Origin of the sequence: Variovorax paradoxus (assembly GCF_009498455.1) — a bacterium.
GTDB classification, from domain to species: Bacteria; Pseudomonadota; Gammaproteobacteria; order Burkholderiales; family Burkholderiaceae_C; genus Variovorax; species Variovorax paradoxus_H.
In genome coordinates, this window is the sequence record NZ_CP045644.1 from 5164841 (window position 1) to 5180914 (window position 16074).

A 16074-nucleotide genomic window follows, 5' to 3' on the forward strand; every position below is an offset into this window, starting at 1 on the left:
GAGGGCGGTGGTGCAGGCGCTGTGCGGGTCAGGCTGGCGCGCTTCAGTCTGTGAAGCGCGAGCGGAAGGCGTTCAGTTCCGCGAAGGAAGCTGAAGCCGGCGCGCGGGCTTCGTCAGGCCGGGCGGGTCGCCTTGACCCCGCCACGTGCAGCGACGTGGCTTGCGCAGCGGATGCGCATCGAGAGGGGGGCAAGGAAGGAGGTCATGCCGCGATCGTAGCGGCGGCATGCGGTAGAGTAAAGAGTCTTTACGAAATTTTCTGCGCCACCTGCCGCCTGCGGCCTTGCTGTGGATGCCATGCAACAGCGGCGGGGCCCCGCGATAATTGGCGGTTTGCCCGCCTGCCGCCGCGCGCAACGACCGACGACTGCCTTGCCTTGACGACCCTCACACCTCCCGCCCCCCTGCGCATCGAGTTCCCAGAATCGCTCCCGGTCTCCGGCCGGCGCGAGGAGATCATGGCCGCCATCGCGGCGCACCAGGTCGTGATCGTCTGCGGCGAAACGGGCTCGGGCAAGACCACGCAGCTGCCGAAGATCGCGCTGGCGCTCGGGCGCGGCAAGCTTAACGCCGAGCCCGGCAAGGGCCGCCTCATCGGCCACACGCAGCCGCGCCGCATTGCCGCAAGCTCGGTCGCCAAGCGCATCGCCGAAGAGCTGAAGACACCGCTGGGCGACGTGGTCGGCTTCAAGGTGCGCTTTCAGGATCGGCTGAGCCGCGACGCCTCGGTGAAGCTGATGACCGACGGCATTTTGCTGGCCGAGACGCAGACCGATCCGCTGCTGAAGGCCTACGACACGCTCATCATCGACGAGGCCCACGAGCGCTCGCTGAACATCGACTTCCTGCTGGGCTACCTGCGCGAGATTCTTCCGCGCCGGCCCGACCTGAAGGTGATCGTCACCTCGGCCACCATCGACGCCGACCGCTTCGCGCAGCACTTCGCTTCGGCCAAAGGCCCCGCGCCGACGATCATGGTGTCGGGCCGCACCTTTCCGGTCGAGCAGCGCTACCGGCCTTTCGAGGAGTCGCGCGAGCACGACCTGAACGACGCGATTGCCGACGCCGTCGACGAGCTCTGGCGCGACCCGCACAACGCGGGCGACATCCTGATCTTCCTGCCCGGCGAGCGCGAAATCCGAGAGGCGGCCGATCACCTGCGCCGCCACGTCAGCCACCAGCCGCTGTTCCGCAATGCCGAGGTGTTGCCGCTGTTCGCGCGACTGTCGGGCCCCGAGCAGGACCGCATCTTCGAGAGCCACCACGGCCGGCGCATCGTGCTGGCCACCAACGTGGCCGAGACCTCGCTCACCGTGCCGGGCATCCGCTACGTGATCGACACCGGCACGGCGCGCGTCAAGCGCTACAGCTTCCGCAGCAAGGTCGAGCAGCTGCTGGTCGAGCCGATCAGCCAGGCCGCGGCCAACCAGCGCGCGGGCCGGTGCGGGCGTGTGGCCAACGGCATCTGCATCCGTCTCTACGACGAGAAGGACTTTGCGGGCCGCCCGCGCTTCACCGATCCGGAAATCTTGCGTTCCTCGCTCGCGGGCGTGATCCTGCGCATGAAGTCGCTGCGACTGGGCGACGTGGCGCGCTTCCCGTTCCTTGAAGCGCCGTCGCCGCGCGCGATTGCCGACGGCTACCAACTGCTGAACGAACTCGGCGCAGTCGATGACGCCAACGAACTCACGGCCACTGGTGGCGAGCTGGCGAAGCTGCCGCTCGATCCGCGCGTGGGCCGGATGATTCTGGAAGCCCGCACGCGCGGCGCGCTCGAAGAAGTGCTCATCATTGCCTCGGCGCTCAGCGTGCAGGACGTGCGCGACCGCCCGATGGAAGCGCAGCAGCAGGCCGACCAGGCGCACTCGAAGTTCGACGACGAGAAGAGCGAGTTCAGCGGCTATTTGCGGCTTTGGAAATGGATCGCCGACGCGCGTGGCGGCCACGGCGACACGCACAAGCTCAGCAACCGCCAGTACGAGCAGCTGCTGCGCCAGAACTTCATCAACATCCGCCGCGTGCGCGAATGGCGCGACATCCATTCGCAGCTGCTCACGGTGGTCACCGAGCACAAGTGGCGCATCAACGCCACGCCGGCCGGCTACGAGCCGCTGCACCTGTCCATGCTCGCGGGCCTGCTGGGCAACGTGGGCTGGAAGCTCGAGGACGACGAGGCCTACCTTGGCGCGCGCGGCATCAAGTTTTACAAGCACCCGGGCGCGCACCTGAAGAAGAAGCCCGGGCGCTGGATCGTCGCGGCCGAGCTGGTCGAGACCACGCGGCTGTTCGGGCGCGGCATCGCCAACATCGAGCCGCAGTGGCTCGAGCAGGTGGCGGAGCATCTGCTGAAGAAGCAGCTGCTCGATCCGCACTGGGAGAAGAAGGGCGCGCAGGTCTCGGCGCTGGAGCGCGCGACGCTGTACGGCCTGGTGGTCTACAGCGGGCGGCGTGTCGATTTCACCAAGGTCGATCCGGTGTCGGCGCGGGAAATCTTCATCCGCGAAGCGCTGGTCGGCGGCCAGTGGGAAAGCAAGTTCCCGTTCCTCACGGCCAACCGCAAGCTGGTGCGCGAGGTCGAAGGCCTGGAGCACAAGGCGCGCCGGCAGGACGTGCTGGTCGACGACGAACTGATCTTCGCCTTCTACGACGCGCAGATGCCGGCCGACGTGGCCAGCGGCATCACCTTCGAGAACTGGTACCGCCACGCGTCGAAAGACCAGCCGCGCCTGCTGTACCTCACGCGCGACGAACTCATGCGCCACCAGGCGGCCGGCATCACGACGCAGTCGTTCCCGCCCACGCTGCGCCTGGGCGGTGTCGATTGCGCCGCAAGCTACCTGCACGAACCGGGCGACGCGAAAGACGGCCTCACGGTCAGCGTGCCGCTGTTCGTGCTCAACCAGGTGAACGAAGAGCGCTGCGAGTGGCTGGTGACGGGCATGCTCAAGGACAAGATCCAGGCGCTGCTCAAGAGCCTGCCGCAGCGCCCGCGCTCGCGGCTGGTGCCGCTGCCCGAGTCGGCGACGAAGCTGGCCGAGGAACTGTCGGCGCCCGAACTCTTCGGCACCGGTTCGCTCACCGACGTGCTGCTCAAGCGCGTGCGCGACCTGACCAGCATCGACGTGAAGCGCGCCGACTTCAAGCTCGACATGCTGCCGCCGCACCTGTTCATGAACCTGCGCATCGTCGACGAGCACGGCCGTCAGCTCGGCATGGGCCGCAACCTCGGCGCGCTGAAGGCCGAGCTGGGCGCGCAGGCGCGTGGCGCGTTCCAGGCGCTGGCGGGGCTCAATGTGAAGGCGGCACCGGCCCCCAAGCCTTCGCCTGCAGGCGAAGGCCAGGCACCCGCGAAGAACGCCGCGCCCGAGAAGGCCACGCCCGCGCTGCCCGCCGGCCAGCGCTACACGACCTGGGCTTTCGGTGAGCTGCCCGAGCTGATGGAAGTGCGGCGCGGTTCGCAGTCGCTCATCGGCTTCCCGGCGCTGCGCGACGAGGGCGATGCCGTGACCATCGAGGTGTTCGACGAGCCCGCCGTGGCCGCCGCGAAGCACCGCGCCGGCCTGCGCCGCCTGTTCGCGCTGCAGCTGAAGGACGCGCTGAAGTACCTCGAGAAGAACATCCCCGATCTGCAGAAGATGTCGGTCGCCTACATGCCGCTGGGCACGTCGGAAGAGCTGCGCACGCAGATCATCGACGTGGCGATCGACCGCGCGTTCCTGCAGGAGCCGCTGCCGACCGACGAGTTCGCTTTCAAGAAGCGGCTCGAAGAAGGGCGCGGGCGGCTCACGCTGATCGCCAACGAGGTGTCGCGGCTCGCGGGCGTCGTCCTCGTGGAGTACGCAGCCGCCGCACGCAAGATCAAGGACACGAAGATCCAGCCCGAGGCGGTGCAGGACGCGGCGCAGCAGCTGCAGAAGCTCGTCGGCAAGCGCTTCATCGCCGACGCGCCGTGGACGCAGCTGCAGCACTTTGCGCGCTACCTCAAGGCCATCGTGCTGCGTCTGGACAAGCTGCGCGCCGACCCCGCACGCGACGCCGCCAAGCTGGCCGAACTGAAGCCGCAGGAGCAGCGCTACTGGCGCCTCGTCGCCGAGCGCAAGGGCGTGGTGGACGACCGCATGCTCGAGTTCCGCTGGCTGCTCGAGGAACTGCGCGTGAGCTTTTTCGCGCAGGAGCTGCGCACGCCGCAGCCGGTGAGCGTGAAGCGGCTCGACAAGGCCTGGGCGCAACTGCAGGCGTAAAAAAGCCCGCGGCGACGCGGGCTTTCTTTATGGCAGCGTGGGCGCTATATGCGGCCCATGAGCACGAGGACCACCACGATCAGCAACACGAGCCCGAGGCCGCCGCTGGGCCCGTAGCCCCAGGACCGGCTGTAACCCCAGCTCGGCAGCGCGCCGATCAGCAGCAGGATCAGGACGATCAGCAGAATGAACGAGAGAGACATGGTTTTCTCCTGGGACGTTTGTTGTAACGAGCCTTCATGCTCATCGCCCCGGGACGCCGCAAGCGCCGGAGAGCCGCCCCTTCGGCGGTCAGGACTGTCCTACCGTGGGCGTCGGCGCTTGGCGCGTGCGTCGTCGGAGAGCAGGGGGTTCAGCCCCACGCCCAGACCCGCGTGGCGAGGCGGGCGGAGTTCATCCGGGTGGCTTTCAGCTTCGCATGAACTCGATCGACAAGGTACCCACGGCAGCCAGCACCAGGCCCATCACGAGGAATCCCGCGGCGCCCAGCGTGGCCAGCAGCGCCCGTCGCCACGGTCGTGTGCGAAAGAAGTAGACCGGAATGCCCAGCACCGGAAAGACGCCCGCAAGCAGCGCCGAGCGGCCGGGCGCGGGCACGCCGCGCACCAGGCCGTCGGCCCGGCACCACATGTAGCACAGCGCCGAAATGAGGAACACATGCACCACGTCGAGCGCGGTGTAGTCCTTGCCGTGCAGTGGCGGCATGAACGCGTCGGCCACGCCCACCAGGAAGAACGACAGGCCCAGGGCCAGCAGGATCCAGCGCGGCCGGTTCATCGCCATTGCGGTGCCTGGATGCTCTGGCTCGCCGGCGTCAGAGCTTCGCGAGGCGGTCGAGCGCGGCGAGGAGCGTCTCGTCCTTCTTGGCGAAGCAGAAGCGCACCACGCGCTGGTCGAAGCCGTCGCCGTAGAACGCGGACAGCGGAATCGCCGCAACGCCGATCTCGCGGGTGAGCCACAGGCAGAAGTCGGCCTCGGAGAGATCGCTCACGGCCGAGATGTCGACGCACTGGAAGTAGCTGCCCTCGCTGCGCAGCAGCTTGAAACGGGTCTTCTCGGCCAGGCCGGCCGCGAACAGGTCGCGCTTGCGCTGGTAGAAAGCCGGCAGCTCCAGGTACGGCTCGGGCCGCGCCATGTACTGCGCGAGCGCGTGCTGCATCGGCGTGTTCACGGTGAACACGTTGAACTGGTGCACCTTGCGGAACTCGGCCATCAGCGGCGCGGGCGCGGCCACGAAGCCGACCTTCCAGCCGGTGACGTGGTAGGTCTTGCCGAAACTGCTGACGATGAAGCTGCGCGCCGCCAGGCCCCGGAAACGCGCCACGCTTTCATGGCGCGAGTCGTCGAACACCATGTGCTCGTAGACCTCGTCGCTGATCACGAACACGTCGGTGGGCGCGAGCAGGTCTTCGAGCTGGCGCATCTCGGCCTCGGTCCAGACCGTGGCGCTCGGGTTGTGCGGCGTGTTGATGATGATCGCGCGCGTCTTCGGCGTGAGCGCGGCGGCGATCTTGTCGAAGTCGGGGCGGAAGGTGCCGGGCACGAGCGGCACGCGCACGACCTTGCCACCGGCCAGGTCGATGTTGGGCACGTAGCTGTCGTAGCAGGGCTCCAGCACGATCACTTCGTCGCCGGGGCGCACGATGGCCAGGATGGCCGTGATGATCGCCTGCGTGGCACCGGCCGTGACGGTGATCTCGGTCGCGGCGCTGTAGCTGCGGCCATAGAGCGCCTCGATCTTGGCGGCGATGGCGTCGCGCAGCGACGGAATGCCCGGCATCGGCGGGTACTGGTTGTGGCCGGCCGCCATGGCGGCGGTCACGTCTTCGAGCAGCTTCGGATCGCAGTGGAAATCGGGAAAGCCCTGGCCGAGGTTCACGGCGTTCTTCTCGGCCGCGAGCGTGGACATCACGGTGAAGATGGTGGTGCCGACAGCCGGCAGCTTGGTGGTGATCTCGGGCGTGCGGGGAGAAGACGAAGGGGTGGCGGTGCTCATGGTCGGTCGTCGCGGGGGAAAAAGCGAAAGGTCAGAGTTCGTAATCTTGTTGATGGCCGCTCAGGGCCTTCGCGATCAGGTTGCGGTCGAGGCGGTCGGACAGCAGCTCGGCGAACTTGAAGACGAAGTTGCGCAGGTAGGCGCTGCGCTTGAAGGCAACGCGCGCGATGTTCTGGCCGAACACGTGGCCCATCGGGCGCACCACGAGGTCGGCGTTCGACTCGTCGCGCACGGCCATCTCGGCCACGATGCCCACGCCCAGACCCAGGCGCACGTAGGTCTTGATCACGTCGGAGTCGATGGCTTCGAGCGCGATGCGCGGCGTGAGCTTCTTCTGCGCAAAGGCATGGTCGATGCGCGTGCGGCCGGTGAACGACGGGTGGTACGTGATGATCGGCTCGGCCGCCAGGTCTTCGAGCGACACGCGCTCCTTGGCCGCCAGCGGGTGGTCCTTGGGCAGCACCAGCACGTGCTGCCATTCGTAGCAGGGCAGCGTGACCAGCTCGGCATAGCCGTCGAGCGATTCGGTGGCGATGCCGATCTCGGCGATTTCGTCGATCACCATGCGCGCCACCTGGTCGGGCGAGCCCTGGTGCAGGCTCACGTTGACCTTCGGATAGGCCTCGCGCAGGTTGGCCACGGGCACCGGCAGCACATAGCGCGCCTGGGTGTGCGTGGTGGCAATGGACAGCGTGCCGCTGTCCTGCGCACTGAACTGCTCGCCGATGCGCTTCAAGTTGCCCACTTCGCGCATGATGAGTTCGATGCTCGCGATGACGTGCTGGCCGGGTTCGGTGATGCGCTTCAGGCGCTTGCCGTGGCGGGCGAAGATCTCGACGCCGAGCTCTTCCTCAAGTTCGATGATCGCCTTGGAGACGCCGGGCTGCGATGTGTGCAGTGCCTTGGCCGCCTCGGTGAGGTTCAGGCCGCGCCGCACGGCTTCCTGAACAAACTTGAACTGGTGCAGATTCATATCAAATTCCGTCTGATTGCGGAATTCATTATGCCTTTGAAGTCTATAAAAATGACCGGGACTTCAGGATTTGATGGCAAGCCGGGCCAGCAAGGCGACCAGTTCAGGCGATTCGCCGACGATCGGGGCGAGCGAGAACGCGACCTTGGGCCAACGCTCGCGCAGCGCGTCGAGCTGCAGCGGAAGGTCTTCGCGGGCGTGCTTGCCCATGCCGAGGAACAGCGGCACCACATGGACTGCGGTGGCCCCGTCGGCAATCAGCGCGGCGGCGGCGGTCGGCAGGTCGGGCGCGGCCAGTTCCATGTAGGCACACAGCACGCGCACGGCGGGGTCGTCTGCGCGCATGCGGGCGGCAACGGCTTCGATGGGCTCGCGCCAGCGCGCGTCGCGCGAGCCGTGCGCGAGCAGCACGGTGCCCGGCACTTGCGAGGTCATCGCCTCAGGACCAGCCAGCTGAAGGCTGTGAGCGACAGCACTGAATAGATGAGCCCCGGCGCCGCCGCCGTGAGCCAGGGCGACCAGTTGCTGAGGTTGCCGAGGTAGCCGAACACGTTGTTCAGCAGGAAGAAGCTGATGCCGATCATCACGCCGCCGAACACGTAGGTCGTGATGCCGGCCTGGCGGAAGTGCAGGTAGGCAAAGGGCAGGGCGAGCACGACCATCACCAGGCACGAGAGCGGGTAGAACACCTTGCGCCAGAACTCGATTTCGTAGCGTTGGGCGGTCTGGCCGTTGGCGTTCAGGTGCCGGATGTAATCGAACAGGTCGATGGTGCTCATGCGGTCGGGCCGCAGCAGCGCGACCGACACCATTTCGGCGGTGAGCGAGGTGGGCCAGTCCATCTTCGGGATCTGGGTGGTGACGATGCGGGCCTTCTCGGTGTTGCGCGTCTGGTAGTCCTGCTGCTCGACGTCGGAGAGCGTCCATTTGTCGTCGAGGATGTTCGCCGACCGGGCCACCAGTTGCTTGCTCACATAGCCGTCGGCATCGAATTCGAAGATGCGGGTGGTCGTGAGCGAGCCACCGCGCGAGATCGACAGCACGTTGACCGCATACGACGTGTCGCCGCGCTTTTCCTTGAGCCAGGCCCCGGTGTTGCCCACCAGCGAGAACGTGCCCTGGTAGCGCGACTTCAGCAGCTGGCCGGTGCGTCCCGACAGCGGCGCGATGTAGTCGCCGATGGCAAAGGTGAGCACCACGAAGCCCAGCCCCAGCAGCAGCAGCGTGCGCAGCGCGCGCCACGGGCCCAGGCCGCTGGTGCGCAGGATCGTGTATTCGGAGCTTTGCGCCAGACGCGCCATCACGAAGATGCAGCCGATCAGCACCGTGATCGGCAGCAGCTCGTAGAGGTGGCTGGGCACCAGCAGCAGCACATACATCAGCGCCTGCACCGGGCCGTAGGCCAGGCTTTCGGGCTTGCCCACGGACTGCAGCTCGTCGACGAAGTCGAAGAAGAAAAACAGGCTCAAAAAGCCGAGCGTCACGAAGGCCACGGCCTTCAGCGCCTCGACGTAGATCAGTTGGCGGATGGTTTTCACGCGGAGGGCTCGATCTTGGAAGGCGGCGCGGTCGGCAGGCCGCCGGCGATCACGCGCGGGGCCTTGCTGCGACGGGTCCAGTTGTTGTTGCGCAGCGTGAGCCAGGCCGTGGCGAACACGAAGACGCCGCCGTGCAGCAGCAACATGAACGAGCCCATGCCGTAGCGCCCGGAACTGACCCAGCTCTGGCCGAGGTTCAGCAGGTTGTAGTAGACGACGAAGGCGAACAGCGCGAACACCAGGTTGCCGCTGCGTCCCACGCGCGGGTTGACGCTGGACACGGTCAGTGCCAGCAGCACGAAGTTGATGGCGGCCAGCAGCATGCCGAAGCGCCAGCCCAGTTCGCCCGAGTTGGCGTCGCTGCGGTCGCGCAGCAGCGAAAGGGTGGAGCGGGCGCGCGTGGGCGTGTTGTCGGTGGTGGTCGCGGCACTGCCGCCGGCGCGTGTGCCGTAGGTCTTGAACTCACTGATCTTCAGGCCCGACTCCGTGAACAGGGGGCGTTCGAGGCGCTGGCCGTTGCTCAGCATCAGGTAGCGCTGCGTGCCCACATCCTCGATGCGCCCGCTGCGCGCCGACGTGGTGATCTGCAGCCCGCGCTCGACGGCCCAGATGAACACGTTGGTGGCGGTGGCGCCGTCGGGCGTGTCCTTGTCGATGAAGAACACGCGCAGCCGGCCCGAGGACTCGCGGAACTCACCCGGCGTGACGCGCTCGATGTCGCTGCGCTGCTCGTACTGCTGGCGCATGCCGATGGTCTGCGAGTTGGCCCAGGGCCAGCCCACCAGCGCCATGGCCGCAATGAGCAGCAGCACCGGCCAGGCGAAGCGGAACAGCGGCTGGACGAAATCGGCCAGGCCGCGCCCGCTGGAGAACCAGATCACCATTTCGCTGTCGCGGTACATGCGCGAGAGTGTGCCGACGATGGCGATGAACAGGCTCAGGCTCAGGATGGTCGGCATGTAGCCGAGCACCGTGTACGCCATCACGAGGAACACCTCCTGTGGGTTCACGCTGCCCTTGGACGCCAGCCCGAGCGTACGGATGAGCATCATGGTCATCACGATGGTGACCAGGACGACGAGGGTCGCTCCGAAGCTGCGCGACAGCTCCTTGCGTAGGGAAGAATGGAATAACATCGTTCGAGGAAAAAAAGGATTATGGACTTTCAACTCAAGACCCTCACCGTCGCCCAGGCCGCCGCCGAGAAATCCGACCTCCTCATCGTGCTGGTCGGCAGCGCTCTCCCCACCGCCAAAGACCCCGTTTCCGTGCTCGCCGCCAGCGCCCGCAAGGCCGGCGACCTGCCCGACAAGGCCGGCAAGCTGCTCGCGCTGTACCGCCCCGAGGCCGTGGTGCCGTCGCGCGTGCTGCTCGCCGCCATCGGCGACGGCAAGGCCGCTTCGGTGCGCAGCGCCGTGAGCGCGGCGGTCGCCGCAGCCAAGGCCAACGGCCCCAAGCGCGTCGTGATCGTCTTTGCCCAGCCGGCCGATGCCGCTGCCGTCGCTGCGGCCGTCACCGCCGCGGCCGATGCCAGTTATGTCTACACCACGACCAAGTCGAAGGCCGAGCCGCGCAGCATCCGCCACCTGACGCTGGGCGTGCCCGATGCCGCCGCCGCAGTCACCAAGGCCTTCGACGACGCCCGCGCCACGGTCGCCGGCATCGAGTTGGCCAAGGAGTGGGGCAACCGTCCCGCCAACCACGCCACGCCCACGCTGCTGGCCGAAGCCGCCAAAGGGCTGGCGAAGCTGCCGCGCATCAAGTGCGAAGTGCTGGGCCCGAAGGAGGTCGAAAAGCTCGGCATGGGCGCGTTCGCCGCCGTGGCCCAGGGCTCGGCCGAGCCGCTGCGCTTCATCGTGCTGCGCTACCAGGGCGGCGCGAAAGACGAAGCACCGGTGGTGCTCGTGGGCAAGGGCATCACCTTCGACACCGGCGGCGTCTCGCTCAAGCCCGCAGCCGAGATGGACGAAATGAAGTTCGACATGTGCGGCGCCGCCAGCGTGCTGGGCACCTTCCGTGCACTCGGCGCGATCCAGCCGGCGATCAACGTCGTCGGCCTCATTCCTTCGTGCGAGAACATGAACGACGGCAAGGCCGTCAAGCCCGGCGACGTGGTCACCAGCATGAGCGGGCAGACCATCGAAATCCTGAACACCGACGCCGAAGGCCGGCTGATCCTGTGCGACGCGCTCAGCTACGCCAAGCGCTTCGACCCCGCTGCCGTCATCGACATCGCGACGCTCACGGGCGCCTGCGTCGTGGCCCTGGGCGGCGTGCGCAGCGGCCTGTTCGCAAGCGACGAGTCGCTGGCCTCCGCGCTGGAGTCGGCCGGCGAAGCCTCGCAAGACCGCTGCTGGCGCCTGCCGCTGGACGACGACTACGCCGAAGGCCTCAAGAGCAACTTCGCCGATGTCGCCAACATCGCCGGCCGTGCCGGCGGCGCGATCACCGCGGCCAAGTTCCTGCAGCGCTTCACGGCCGATTACGCCTGGGCGCACCTGGACATCGCAGGCACGGCCTGGAAGAGCGGGGCGGCCAAGGGCTCGACCGGCCGGCCCGTCGGTCTGCTGGTGTCGTACCTGACAAACCGCGCGGGCAGCAGCAATGCCGCTGTTGCCACGCCGAAGGCCGCCAAGCCTGCAAAGAAGGCCTCGCCCAAGGCCCCGGCCAAGCCGGCCCGAAAGGCCCGGTCCGCGCAGTGACCGACATAGGCTTTCACTACAACGCGCCCGACAAGCTCACCTACGCTTGCCGGCTCGTTCGCAAGGCCGTGAACACACGCGGCCTGCGCGTGGTGGTGGTGGGCGATGCGCGTGCACTCGACACGGTCGACGCCGCGCTCTGGCAGATGTCGCCGGTCGACTTCGTCGCGCACTGCCGCGCCGATGCGCCGGCCCATGTGGTCGCGCGTTCGCCCGTCATCCTGTGCGCCGAAGGCGGGGACGCGGCTTCGCTGCCGCACCGCGAAATGCTGGTCAACCTCGGCCTCGAAGTGCCGGCCGGCTTCGAGCGCTTCGAACGCATGATCGACATCGTGAGCGACGAGGCCAACGACCGACAGGTCGGGCGCACGCGCTGGCGCCATTACGCCGACCGCGGCTACACGATCCAGCCGCACGATTTCGCAAGGAGCGCTTCCTGATGGCCAGCACGCTGCGCACGCCGCCGCGGTTCGTCCCGACGCTGACGACCGTGCTCGAGATTCCGGCCGAGCCGGTGCCGGTCGCCGAGACGCCGAGGCCCACGGGCGCACCCGTGTCGCAGCCTGCGCCGCCCGACCCCGCGAGCGCTGTCGCGTTGCCGCCTTCGGTGTCGCTCACGCCGGCTGAAATCGTCAGCCTCGAAGAGCAGTTGCTGCACCGCGTACTGCAGCGTGTCGACCTGTCGCTCGAAGAGCGTTTGAGCGACGCCGTGTCGGCGGCCGTTCAGCATCAGCTCGACGAAATGGTGCCGCGTCTGCGCGGCGAAATCGAGGCCGTGCTGCGCGCGCTCGTCATCGAATCCATGGCCGCTGAACTCTGTGAAAACACAGGGGAAAACACAGGGTCTACGCCAGCTTCCGGCGCATAAATCCTCGGCTAAACTGCGCCGCAGGTCGGAATGGCGTGAGGGTGCCGCTGGTCTGCGGCGCGAAACTTGCGAGGTCTGAACGCCCGGATCGAACGACCGGTTTTTATATCTTTTCATCCAAGTTCTGGAGGTTCTCATGCAATTGAAATGGACTGCGGTCGCACTGGCTGCACTCACGCTCGTGGCTTGCGGCAAGAAAGAAGAAGCTGCTGCGCCGGCCGCGACGCCGGCACCCACGGCTGCGGCCCCGGCCCCTGCTGCGCCTCCTGCCGATGCCCTGATCGTCAAGATCGGCCACGTCGGCCCGACCAGCGGTCCCATTGCCCACCTCGGCAAGGACAACGAGCTCGGCGCCAAGATGGCCATCGAAGACCTGAATGCCAAGGGCATGAAGATCGGCGACAAGGTTGCCAAGTTCGTGCTGGTTCCCGAAGACGACGCAGGCGATCCGAAGCAAGGCACGGCCGTCGCCCAGAAGCTGGTCGATGAAAAGGTCAACGGCATCGTCGGTCACCTGAACTCGGGCACCACCATCCCCGCTTCCAAGCTGTACAGCGACGCCGGCATTCCGCAGGTCTCGCCGTCGGCCACGAACCCCAAGTACACGCGCCAGGGCTTCAAGACCACGTTCCGCGTGGTGGCCGACGACACGCAGCTCGGCGGCACGCTGGGCAAGTACGCCGTCGAAACGCTCAAGGGCAAGAACATCGCCGTGATCGACGACCGCACGGCCTACGGCCAGGGCGTTGCCGAAGAGTTCGAGAAGGCTGCCAAGGCGGCCGGCGCGACCATCGTGGGCCACGAGTTCACCACCGACAAGTCGACCGACTTCAACGCCATCCTGACCAAGCTGAAGGCCACCAAGCCCGACGTGCTGTTCTTCGGCGGCATGGACGCCGTGGGCGGCCCGATGCTCAAGCAGGTCAAGCAACTCGGCCTGAACGTCAAGTTCATGGGCGGCGACGGCCTGTGCACCGGCGAACTGCCGAAGCTGGCAGGCGACGCCATCGGTGAAGACATGGTGGTCTGCGCCGAAGCCGGCGGTGTCGACGGTGACTTCAAGCAGCCGCTGGAAGACTTCAAGGCCAAGTTCAAGACCAAGAACGGCGTCGAAGTGCAGATCTACGCTCCGTACGTGTACGACGCGGTCAACGTGCTGGCCGAAGCCATGGCCAAGGCCGGCTCGTCCGACCCGGAAAAGTACCTGCCTGAAGTCGGCAAGGTGCAATACAAGGGCGTGACCGGCCCGATCGCCTTCGACGAAAAGGGCGACATCAAGAACGGCGCCCTGACGCTCTTCACCTACAAGGGTGGCGTGCGCACGCAGATCGCCGTGGTGCGCTGATCGCATCGCTGAATACGACCCTTCGGGTCGTTCAATGAGAAAGGGCCTTCGGGCCCTTTTTTCATGGGTGCGCGCAGACGCCGCGTACGTTTGTCTTCAGAGCGCGGCCATGCCCGAGGGGCGGTCGGCATTGCAGTACTCGATGAAGGCGTCGAGGTCGCGCGACTTGTCGAACACCGCGTCGGCGCCCAGTGCCAGGCAGCGCGTGCGGATGTCCGAGGTGACGTAGTTGCTCAGCACCACCACGCGCTGGTGCGGGCGCCGCTCACGGCATCCCGACAGCACGCCGAGGCCGGAGCCTTCTTTCAGGAACAGGTCGACGATCAGCAGCTGCCAGGCGTCGGGATGGGCGGCGAGCCAGGCGAGGGCGCCCGATTCGGTTTCGGCATAGCCGACGACATGGCCGTTGACGAGGTCCTCGAGGGCTGGGACCAGGTTGTCCCTGATGGTCTTGTTGTCCTCGACGAGGAACGTGATGAGGGCCATGCCGCGTTTTTGATCTGTGAATCAATAGCGTAGCGTGGCGCAAGCGGTCTTTGCGTAGGAGAAGGGAGAACGACGCACGGAAACCGTGCCGGAAACAACGCCGGTCAGTGCTTGCCCGACGGCTCCTGGGCGCGCAGGCGGGCCTTGAGCTGCTCGGCCAGCGCCTGGCTCTCGTTGCGCTCGGCGGTCGCTTCGATGCGCTTCTCGATTTCTTCGCTCAGCGCCGCATTCACCTCGGCCAGCTTCTCGGCCGACTGGGCCAGCTTTTCCTCGAGCTGGCTGGTGTGCTCGATGGCCTGCGCCACCTCGCCGACCTGGACGTCGTCCGGCAGTTCCTGCTCGAGCACGGTGCTCACGACGGCCAGGTCGTCGGAGGCGCTTTGCACGTCTGCGGCCACCTGCTCGCTCTTTTTCAGGGTCTTGTCCAGCGGGGTGGTGCCGCGCGGCAAGGTGGGGGAAGGTCCGGCCATCGAGGCTCCTTTTGCGGCAGGTGAGGGGGGAATGTCAGGGTCGATGCCGCGCATCGTACCGCCAGATGCGAACTCGCTCAGGATTGGCAACAGTTGTTGCGCGGCAACAGGGTTCAGCCGCAGTCCTATGAAACGGGCCGCGACTTTCGGACGGGGCCGATGGGGGATTCTTGCCGTGCCCGGGAAGATGCAACACATCCTCTTCCACTCCCAGCCCGCCATGATCAGAAACGCACTCGTGATCGACCAGGTCGAACGCACCGGCTTCGCGCTGGCCACCTTCATGCGCTATGCGGGCATTCCGCGCGTCGACGTGACGCGCAGCGGCCATGGCTTTGTCGAGGCGGTGCAGCATCGGCGCCACGACCTGCTGGTGGTGGACATCGACACGCCCGAGGTGACCGGGCTGCAGATGATCGACGCCGTGGTCGAGTCCGGCAGCCCTGCGGCGCTGGTGCTCATGAGCGCCCAGCCGACGCGCATCCTGCAGGCGGCGCAAGACTACGCCCGGGCCCGCGGGGCGCGCGTGCTCTCGGCCATCGCCAAGCCGTGCACCATGCGAACGATGGCGACGGCGGCGCAGGCGATGGCGCGCGGACGGCGTCACCGCGCGCAGCCGAGGGACGGCGTCACGCTGTCAACGACGGGCGCGCCGGATTTCACCGCGGAGGTCCTGCGCGAAGCACTGGCCACGCGCCAGATCGCCGCCCACTTCCAGCCCCGGCATTGCACGCGCACCGGCGTGCTGCACGGCGCCGAGCTGCAGCCCTGCTGGTACCGGCCCGACGACACCTGGCTGCCCGCCGCCGATTTCCTGCCCGCCGTGGCGCACGCCGGCCTGTGCGAAGCGCTGGTGCAACGCATGCTGGACTGCGCCTTCGAGTTGCTCGGCTACATGCACAAGGACCACGGCGTGCGTCTGGGCGTGCGCGTGCCTGCGTCGGTCGCGGCCTCGGTCGCCTGGGCGCAGGGCGTGGCAGACCAGGCCGAGCGCGCCGGCATTGCCGCCGACCGGCTCGTGCTGGAGATCGCCGAAGACGGCGGCGCGCGCTGCAACGACGTGCTGGCCGGTGCGGTCGCGCACCTGCGGCTGCGCGGCTTCCATTGCGCCATCGATCGCTTCGGCCTGGGCGATTCGACCCTGAGCCGCTGGTTCAAGGTGCCGTTCAGCGAACTGCAGATCGGCGCGCGCCAGCTGCTGCAGGCGCGCGAGAACCCGCATGCACGCCACATCCTCGCCAGCATCATCGCGATGGCCCGCGAGCAGGACGCGACGCTGCTGGTGAAAGGCGTCGACGGCGAACAGGATCTCGCGCTGGCCCGCAGCCTCGGCTGCCACTTCACGCAGGGTGCGCAGCACGCCGACGCGATGCCCGAGCAGGCCTTCGTGCAGTACGCGGCGTTGCTGCGCTACGCGGCGCAGCGCCAGGCCGTCGCCGGTTGAGCTTCGAGCCG

The 16074-nt window shown here is 67.3% G+C and carries 15 protein-coding genes; 6 read left to right on the forward strand and 9 right to left on the reverse strand.

Features of this window, described 5'->3' with window-relative positions; genetic code table 11:
* Positions 1-458: 458 nt before the first annotated feature.
* Positions 459-4241: an ATP-dependent RNA helicase HrpA gene (hrpA, locus tag GFK26_RS23825; RefSeq protein WP_265590144.1), complete on the forward strand. Its 3783-nt coding sequence runs from the start codon at positions 459-461 to the stop codon at positions 4239-4241.
* 44 nt (positions 4242-4285) lie between these two features.
* On the opposite strand, the gene GFK26_RS23830 is transcribed toward hrpA, so the two are convergent.
* The 7 genes from GFK26_RS23830 to lptF all read right to left on the reverse strand — a co-directional run bounded on the left by GFK26_RS23830 (position 4286) and on the right by lptF (position 9884).
* A complete protein-coding gene (locus GFK26_RS23830) occupies positions 4286-4444 on the reverse strand; it encodes a DUF3309 family protein (RefSeq protein ID WP_153284152.1) in 159 nt (52 codons plus the stop codon).
* Positions 4445-4649: 205 nt separating this feature from the next.
* Complete coding sequence (locus tag GFK26_RS23835) at positions 4650-5024, reverse strand: rard protein (protein ID WP_153284153.1); 375 nt, start codon at positions 5022-5024, stop codon at positions 4650-4652.
* 31 nt (positions 5025-5055) lie between these two features.
* Positions 5056-6237 (reverse strand): pyridoxal phosphate-dependent aminotransferase, encoded by a 1182-nt coding sequence (locus tag GFK26_RS23840; protein ID WP_153284154.1) that lies wholly within the window; start codon positions 6235-6237, stop codon positions 5056-5058.
* A 31-nt stretch (positions 6238-6268) separates the two neighbouring features.
* Positions 6269-7210, reverse strand: a complete 942-nt coding sequence (locus tag GFK26_RS23845; protein WP_153284155.1) for a CysB family HTH-type transcriptional regulator — start codon at positions 7208-7210, stop codon at positions 6269-6271.
* Between the two features lie 63 nt (positions 7211-7273).
* Positions 7274-7645 carry a sirohydrochlorin chelatase gene (locus GFK26_RS23850; protein ID WP_153284156.1) on the reverse strand — a complete coding sequence of 124 codons (372 nt, stop codon included), beginning with the start codon at positions 7643-7645 and terminating at the stop codon, positions 7274-7276.
* Positions 7642-8748, reverse strand: a complete 1107-nt coding sequence (gene lptG, locus GFK26_RS23855) for an LPS export ABC transporter permease LptG (RefSeq protein ID WP_153284157.1) — start codon at positions 8746-8748, stop codon at positions 7642-7644. The genes GFK26_RS23850 and lptG overlap by 4 nt, the downstream gene beginning before the upstream one ends.
* Entirely contained in the window at positions 8745-9884 is a 1140-nt protein-coding gene (gene lptF, locus GFK26_RS23860; RefSeq protein ID WP_153284158.1) for an LPS export ABC transporter permease LptF, read from the reverse strand. The genes lptG and lptF overlap by 4 nt, the downstream gene beginning before the upstream one ends.
* 21 nt (positions 9885-9905) lie before the next feature.
* Between lptF and GFK26_RS23865 the strand changes: the two genes are divergently transcribed.
* The 4 genes from GFK26_RS23865 to GFK26_RS23880 all read left to right on the forward strand — a co-directional run bounded on the left by GFK26_RS23865 (position 9906) and on the right by GFK26_RS23880 (position 13663).
* Complete coding sequence (locus GFK26_RS23865) at positions 9906-11450, forward strand: leucyl aminopeptidase (protein WP_153284159.1); 1545 nt, start codon at positions 9906-9908, stop codon at positions 11448-11450.
* Positions 11447-11890 carry a DNA polymerase III subunit chi gene (locus tag GFK26_RS23870; RefSeq protein WP_101491699.1) on the forward strand — a complete coding sequence of 148 codons (444 nt, stop codon included), beginning with the start codon at positions 11447-11449 and terminating at the stop codon, positions 11888-11890. The genes GFK26_RS23865 and GFK26_RS23870 overlap by 4 nt, the downstream gene beginning before the upstream one ends.
* Positions 11890-12318 carry a hypothetical protein gene (locus GFK26_RS23875; RefSeq protein ID WP_153284160.1) on the forward strand — a complete coding sequence of 143 codons (429 nt, stop codon included), beginning with the start codon at positions 11890-11892 and terminating at the stop codon, positions 12316-12318. Before GFK26_RS23870 ends, GFK26_RS23875 begins: the two co-directional genes overlap by 1 nt.
* Positions 12319-12454: 136 nt before the next feature.
* Positions 12455-13663: a branched-chain amino acid ABC transporter substrate-binding protein gene (locus GFK26_RS23880; RefSeq protein WP_153284161.1), complete on the forward strand. Its 1209-nt coding sequence runs from the start codon at positions 12455-12457 to the stop codon at positions 13661-13663.
* Between the two features lie 96 nt (positions 13664-13759).
* On the opposite strand, the gene GFK26_RS23885 is transcribed toward GFK26_RS23880, so the two are convergent.
* Both GFK26_RS23885 and GFK26_RS23890 read right to left on the reverse strand, forming a co-directional pair.
* A complete protein-coding gene (locus GFK26_RS23885) occupies positions 13760-14149 on the reverse strand; it encodes a response regulator (RefSeq protein WP_153284162.1) in 390 nt (129 codons plus the stop codon).
* A gap of 104 nt (positions 14150-14253) precedes the next feature.
* On the reverse strand, positions 14254-14619 hold the full coding sequence (locus tag GFK26_RS23890; RefSeq protein WP_153284163.1) for a hypothetical protein: 366 nt from the start codon (positions 14617-14619) through the stop codon (positions 14254-14256).
* Between the two features lie 220 nt (positions 14620-14839).
* Between GFK26_RS23890 and GFK26_RS23895 the strand changes: the two genes are divergently transcribed.
* The gene (locus tag GFK26_RS23895; protein WP_194273942.1) at positions 14840-16063 is read left to right on the forward strand and encodes an EAL domain-containing protein; all 1224 of its coding nucleotides are present in this window, start codon (positions 14840-14842) and stop codon (positions 16061-16063) included.
* Positions 16064-16074 lie beyond the last annotated feature (11 nt).

Excerpts from the sequence above, each read along its gene's own strand:
- GFK26_RS23840 (WP_153284154.1), bottom strand. The coding sequence starts at position 6,237 with ATGAGCACCGCCACCCCTTCGTCTTCTCCCCGCACGCCCGAGATCACC.
- GFK26_RS23895 (WP_194273942.1), top strand. The coding sequence starts at position 14,840 with ATGATCAGAAACGCACTCGTGATCGACCAGGTCGAACGCACCGGCTTC.
- GFK26_RS23875 (WP_153284160.1), top strand. The coding sequence starts at position 11,890 with ATGGCCAGCACGCTGCGCACGCCGCCGCGGTTCGTCCCGACGCTGACG.
- hrpA (WP_265590144.1), top strand. The coding sequence starts at position 459 with ATGGCCGCCATCGCGGCGCACCAGGTCGTGATCGTCTGCGGCGAAACG.
- GFK26_RS23830 (WP_153284152.1), bottom strand. The coding sequence starts at position 4,444 with ATGTCTCTCTCGTTCATTCTGCTGATCGTCCTGATCCTGCTGCTGATC.
- GFK26_RS23865 (WP_153284159.1), top strand. The coding sequence starts at position 9,906 with ATGGACTTTCAACTCAAGACCCTCACCGTCGCCCAGGCCGCCGCCGAG.
- GFK26_RS23885 (WP_153284162.1), bottom strand. The coding sequence starts at position 14,149 with ATGGCCCTCATCACGTTCCTCGTCGAGGACAACAAGACCATCAGGGAC.
- GFK26_RS23890 (WP_153284163.1), bottom strand. The coding sequence starts at position 14,619 with ATGGCCGGACCTTCCCCCACCTTGCCGCGCGGCACCACCCCGCTGGAC.
- lptF (WP_153284158.1), bottom strand. The coding sequence starts at position 9,884 with ATGTTATTCCATTCTTCCCTACGCAAGGAGCTGTCGCGCAGCTTCGGA.
- GFK26_RS23835 (WP_153284153.1), bottom strand. The coding sequence starts at position 5,024 with ATGGCGATGAACCGGCCGCGCTGGATCCTGCTGGCCCTGGGCCTGTCG.
- GFK26_RS23880 (WP_153284161.1), top strand. The coding sequence starts at position 12,455 with ATGCAATTGAAATGGACTGCGGTCGCACTGGCTGCACTCACGCTCGTG.
- GFK26_RS23850 (WP_153284156.1), bottom strand. The coding sequence starts at position 7,645 with ATGACCTCGCAAGTGCCGGGCACCGTGCTGCTCGCGCACGGCTCGCGC.
- GFK26_RS23845 (WP_153284155.1), bottom strand. The coding sequence starts at position 7,210 with ATGAATCTGCACCAGTTCAAGTTTGTTCAGGAAGCCGTGCGGCGCGGC.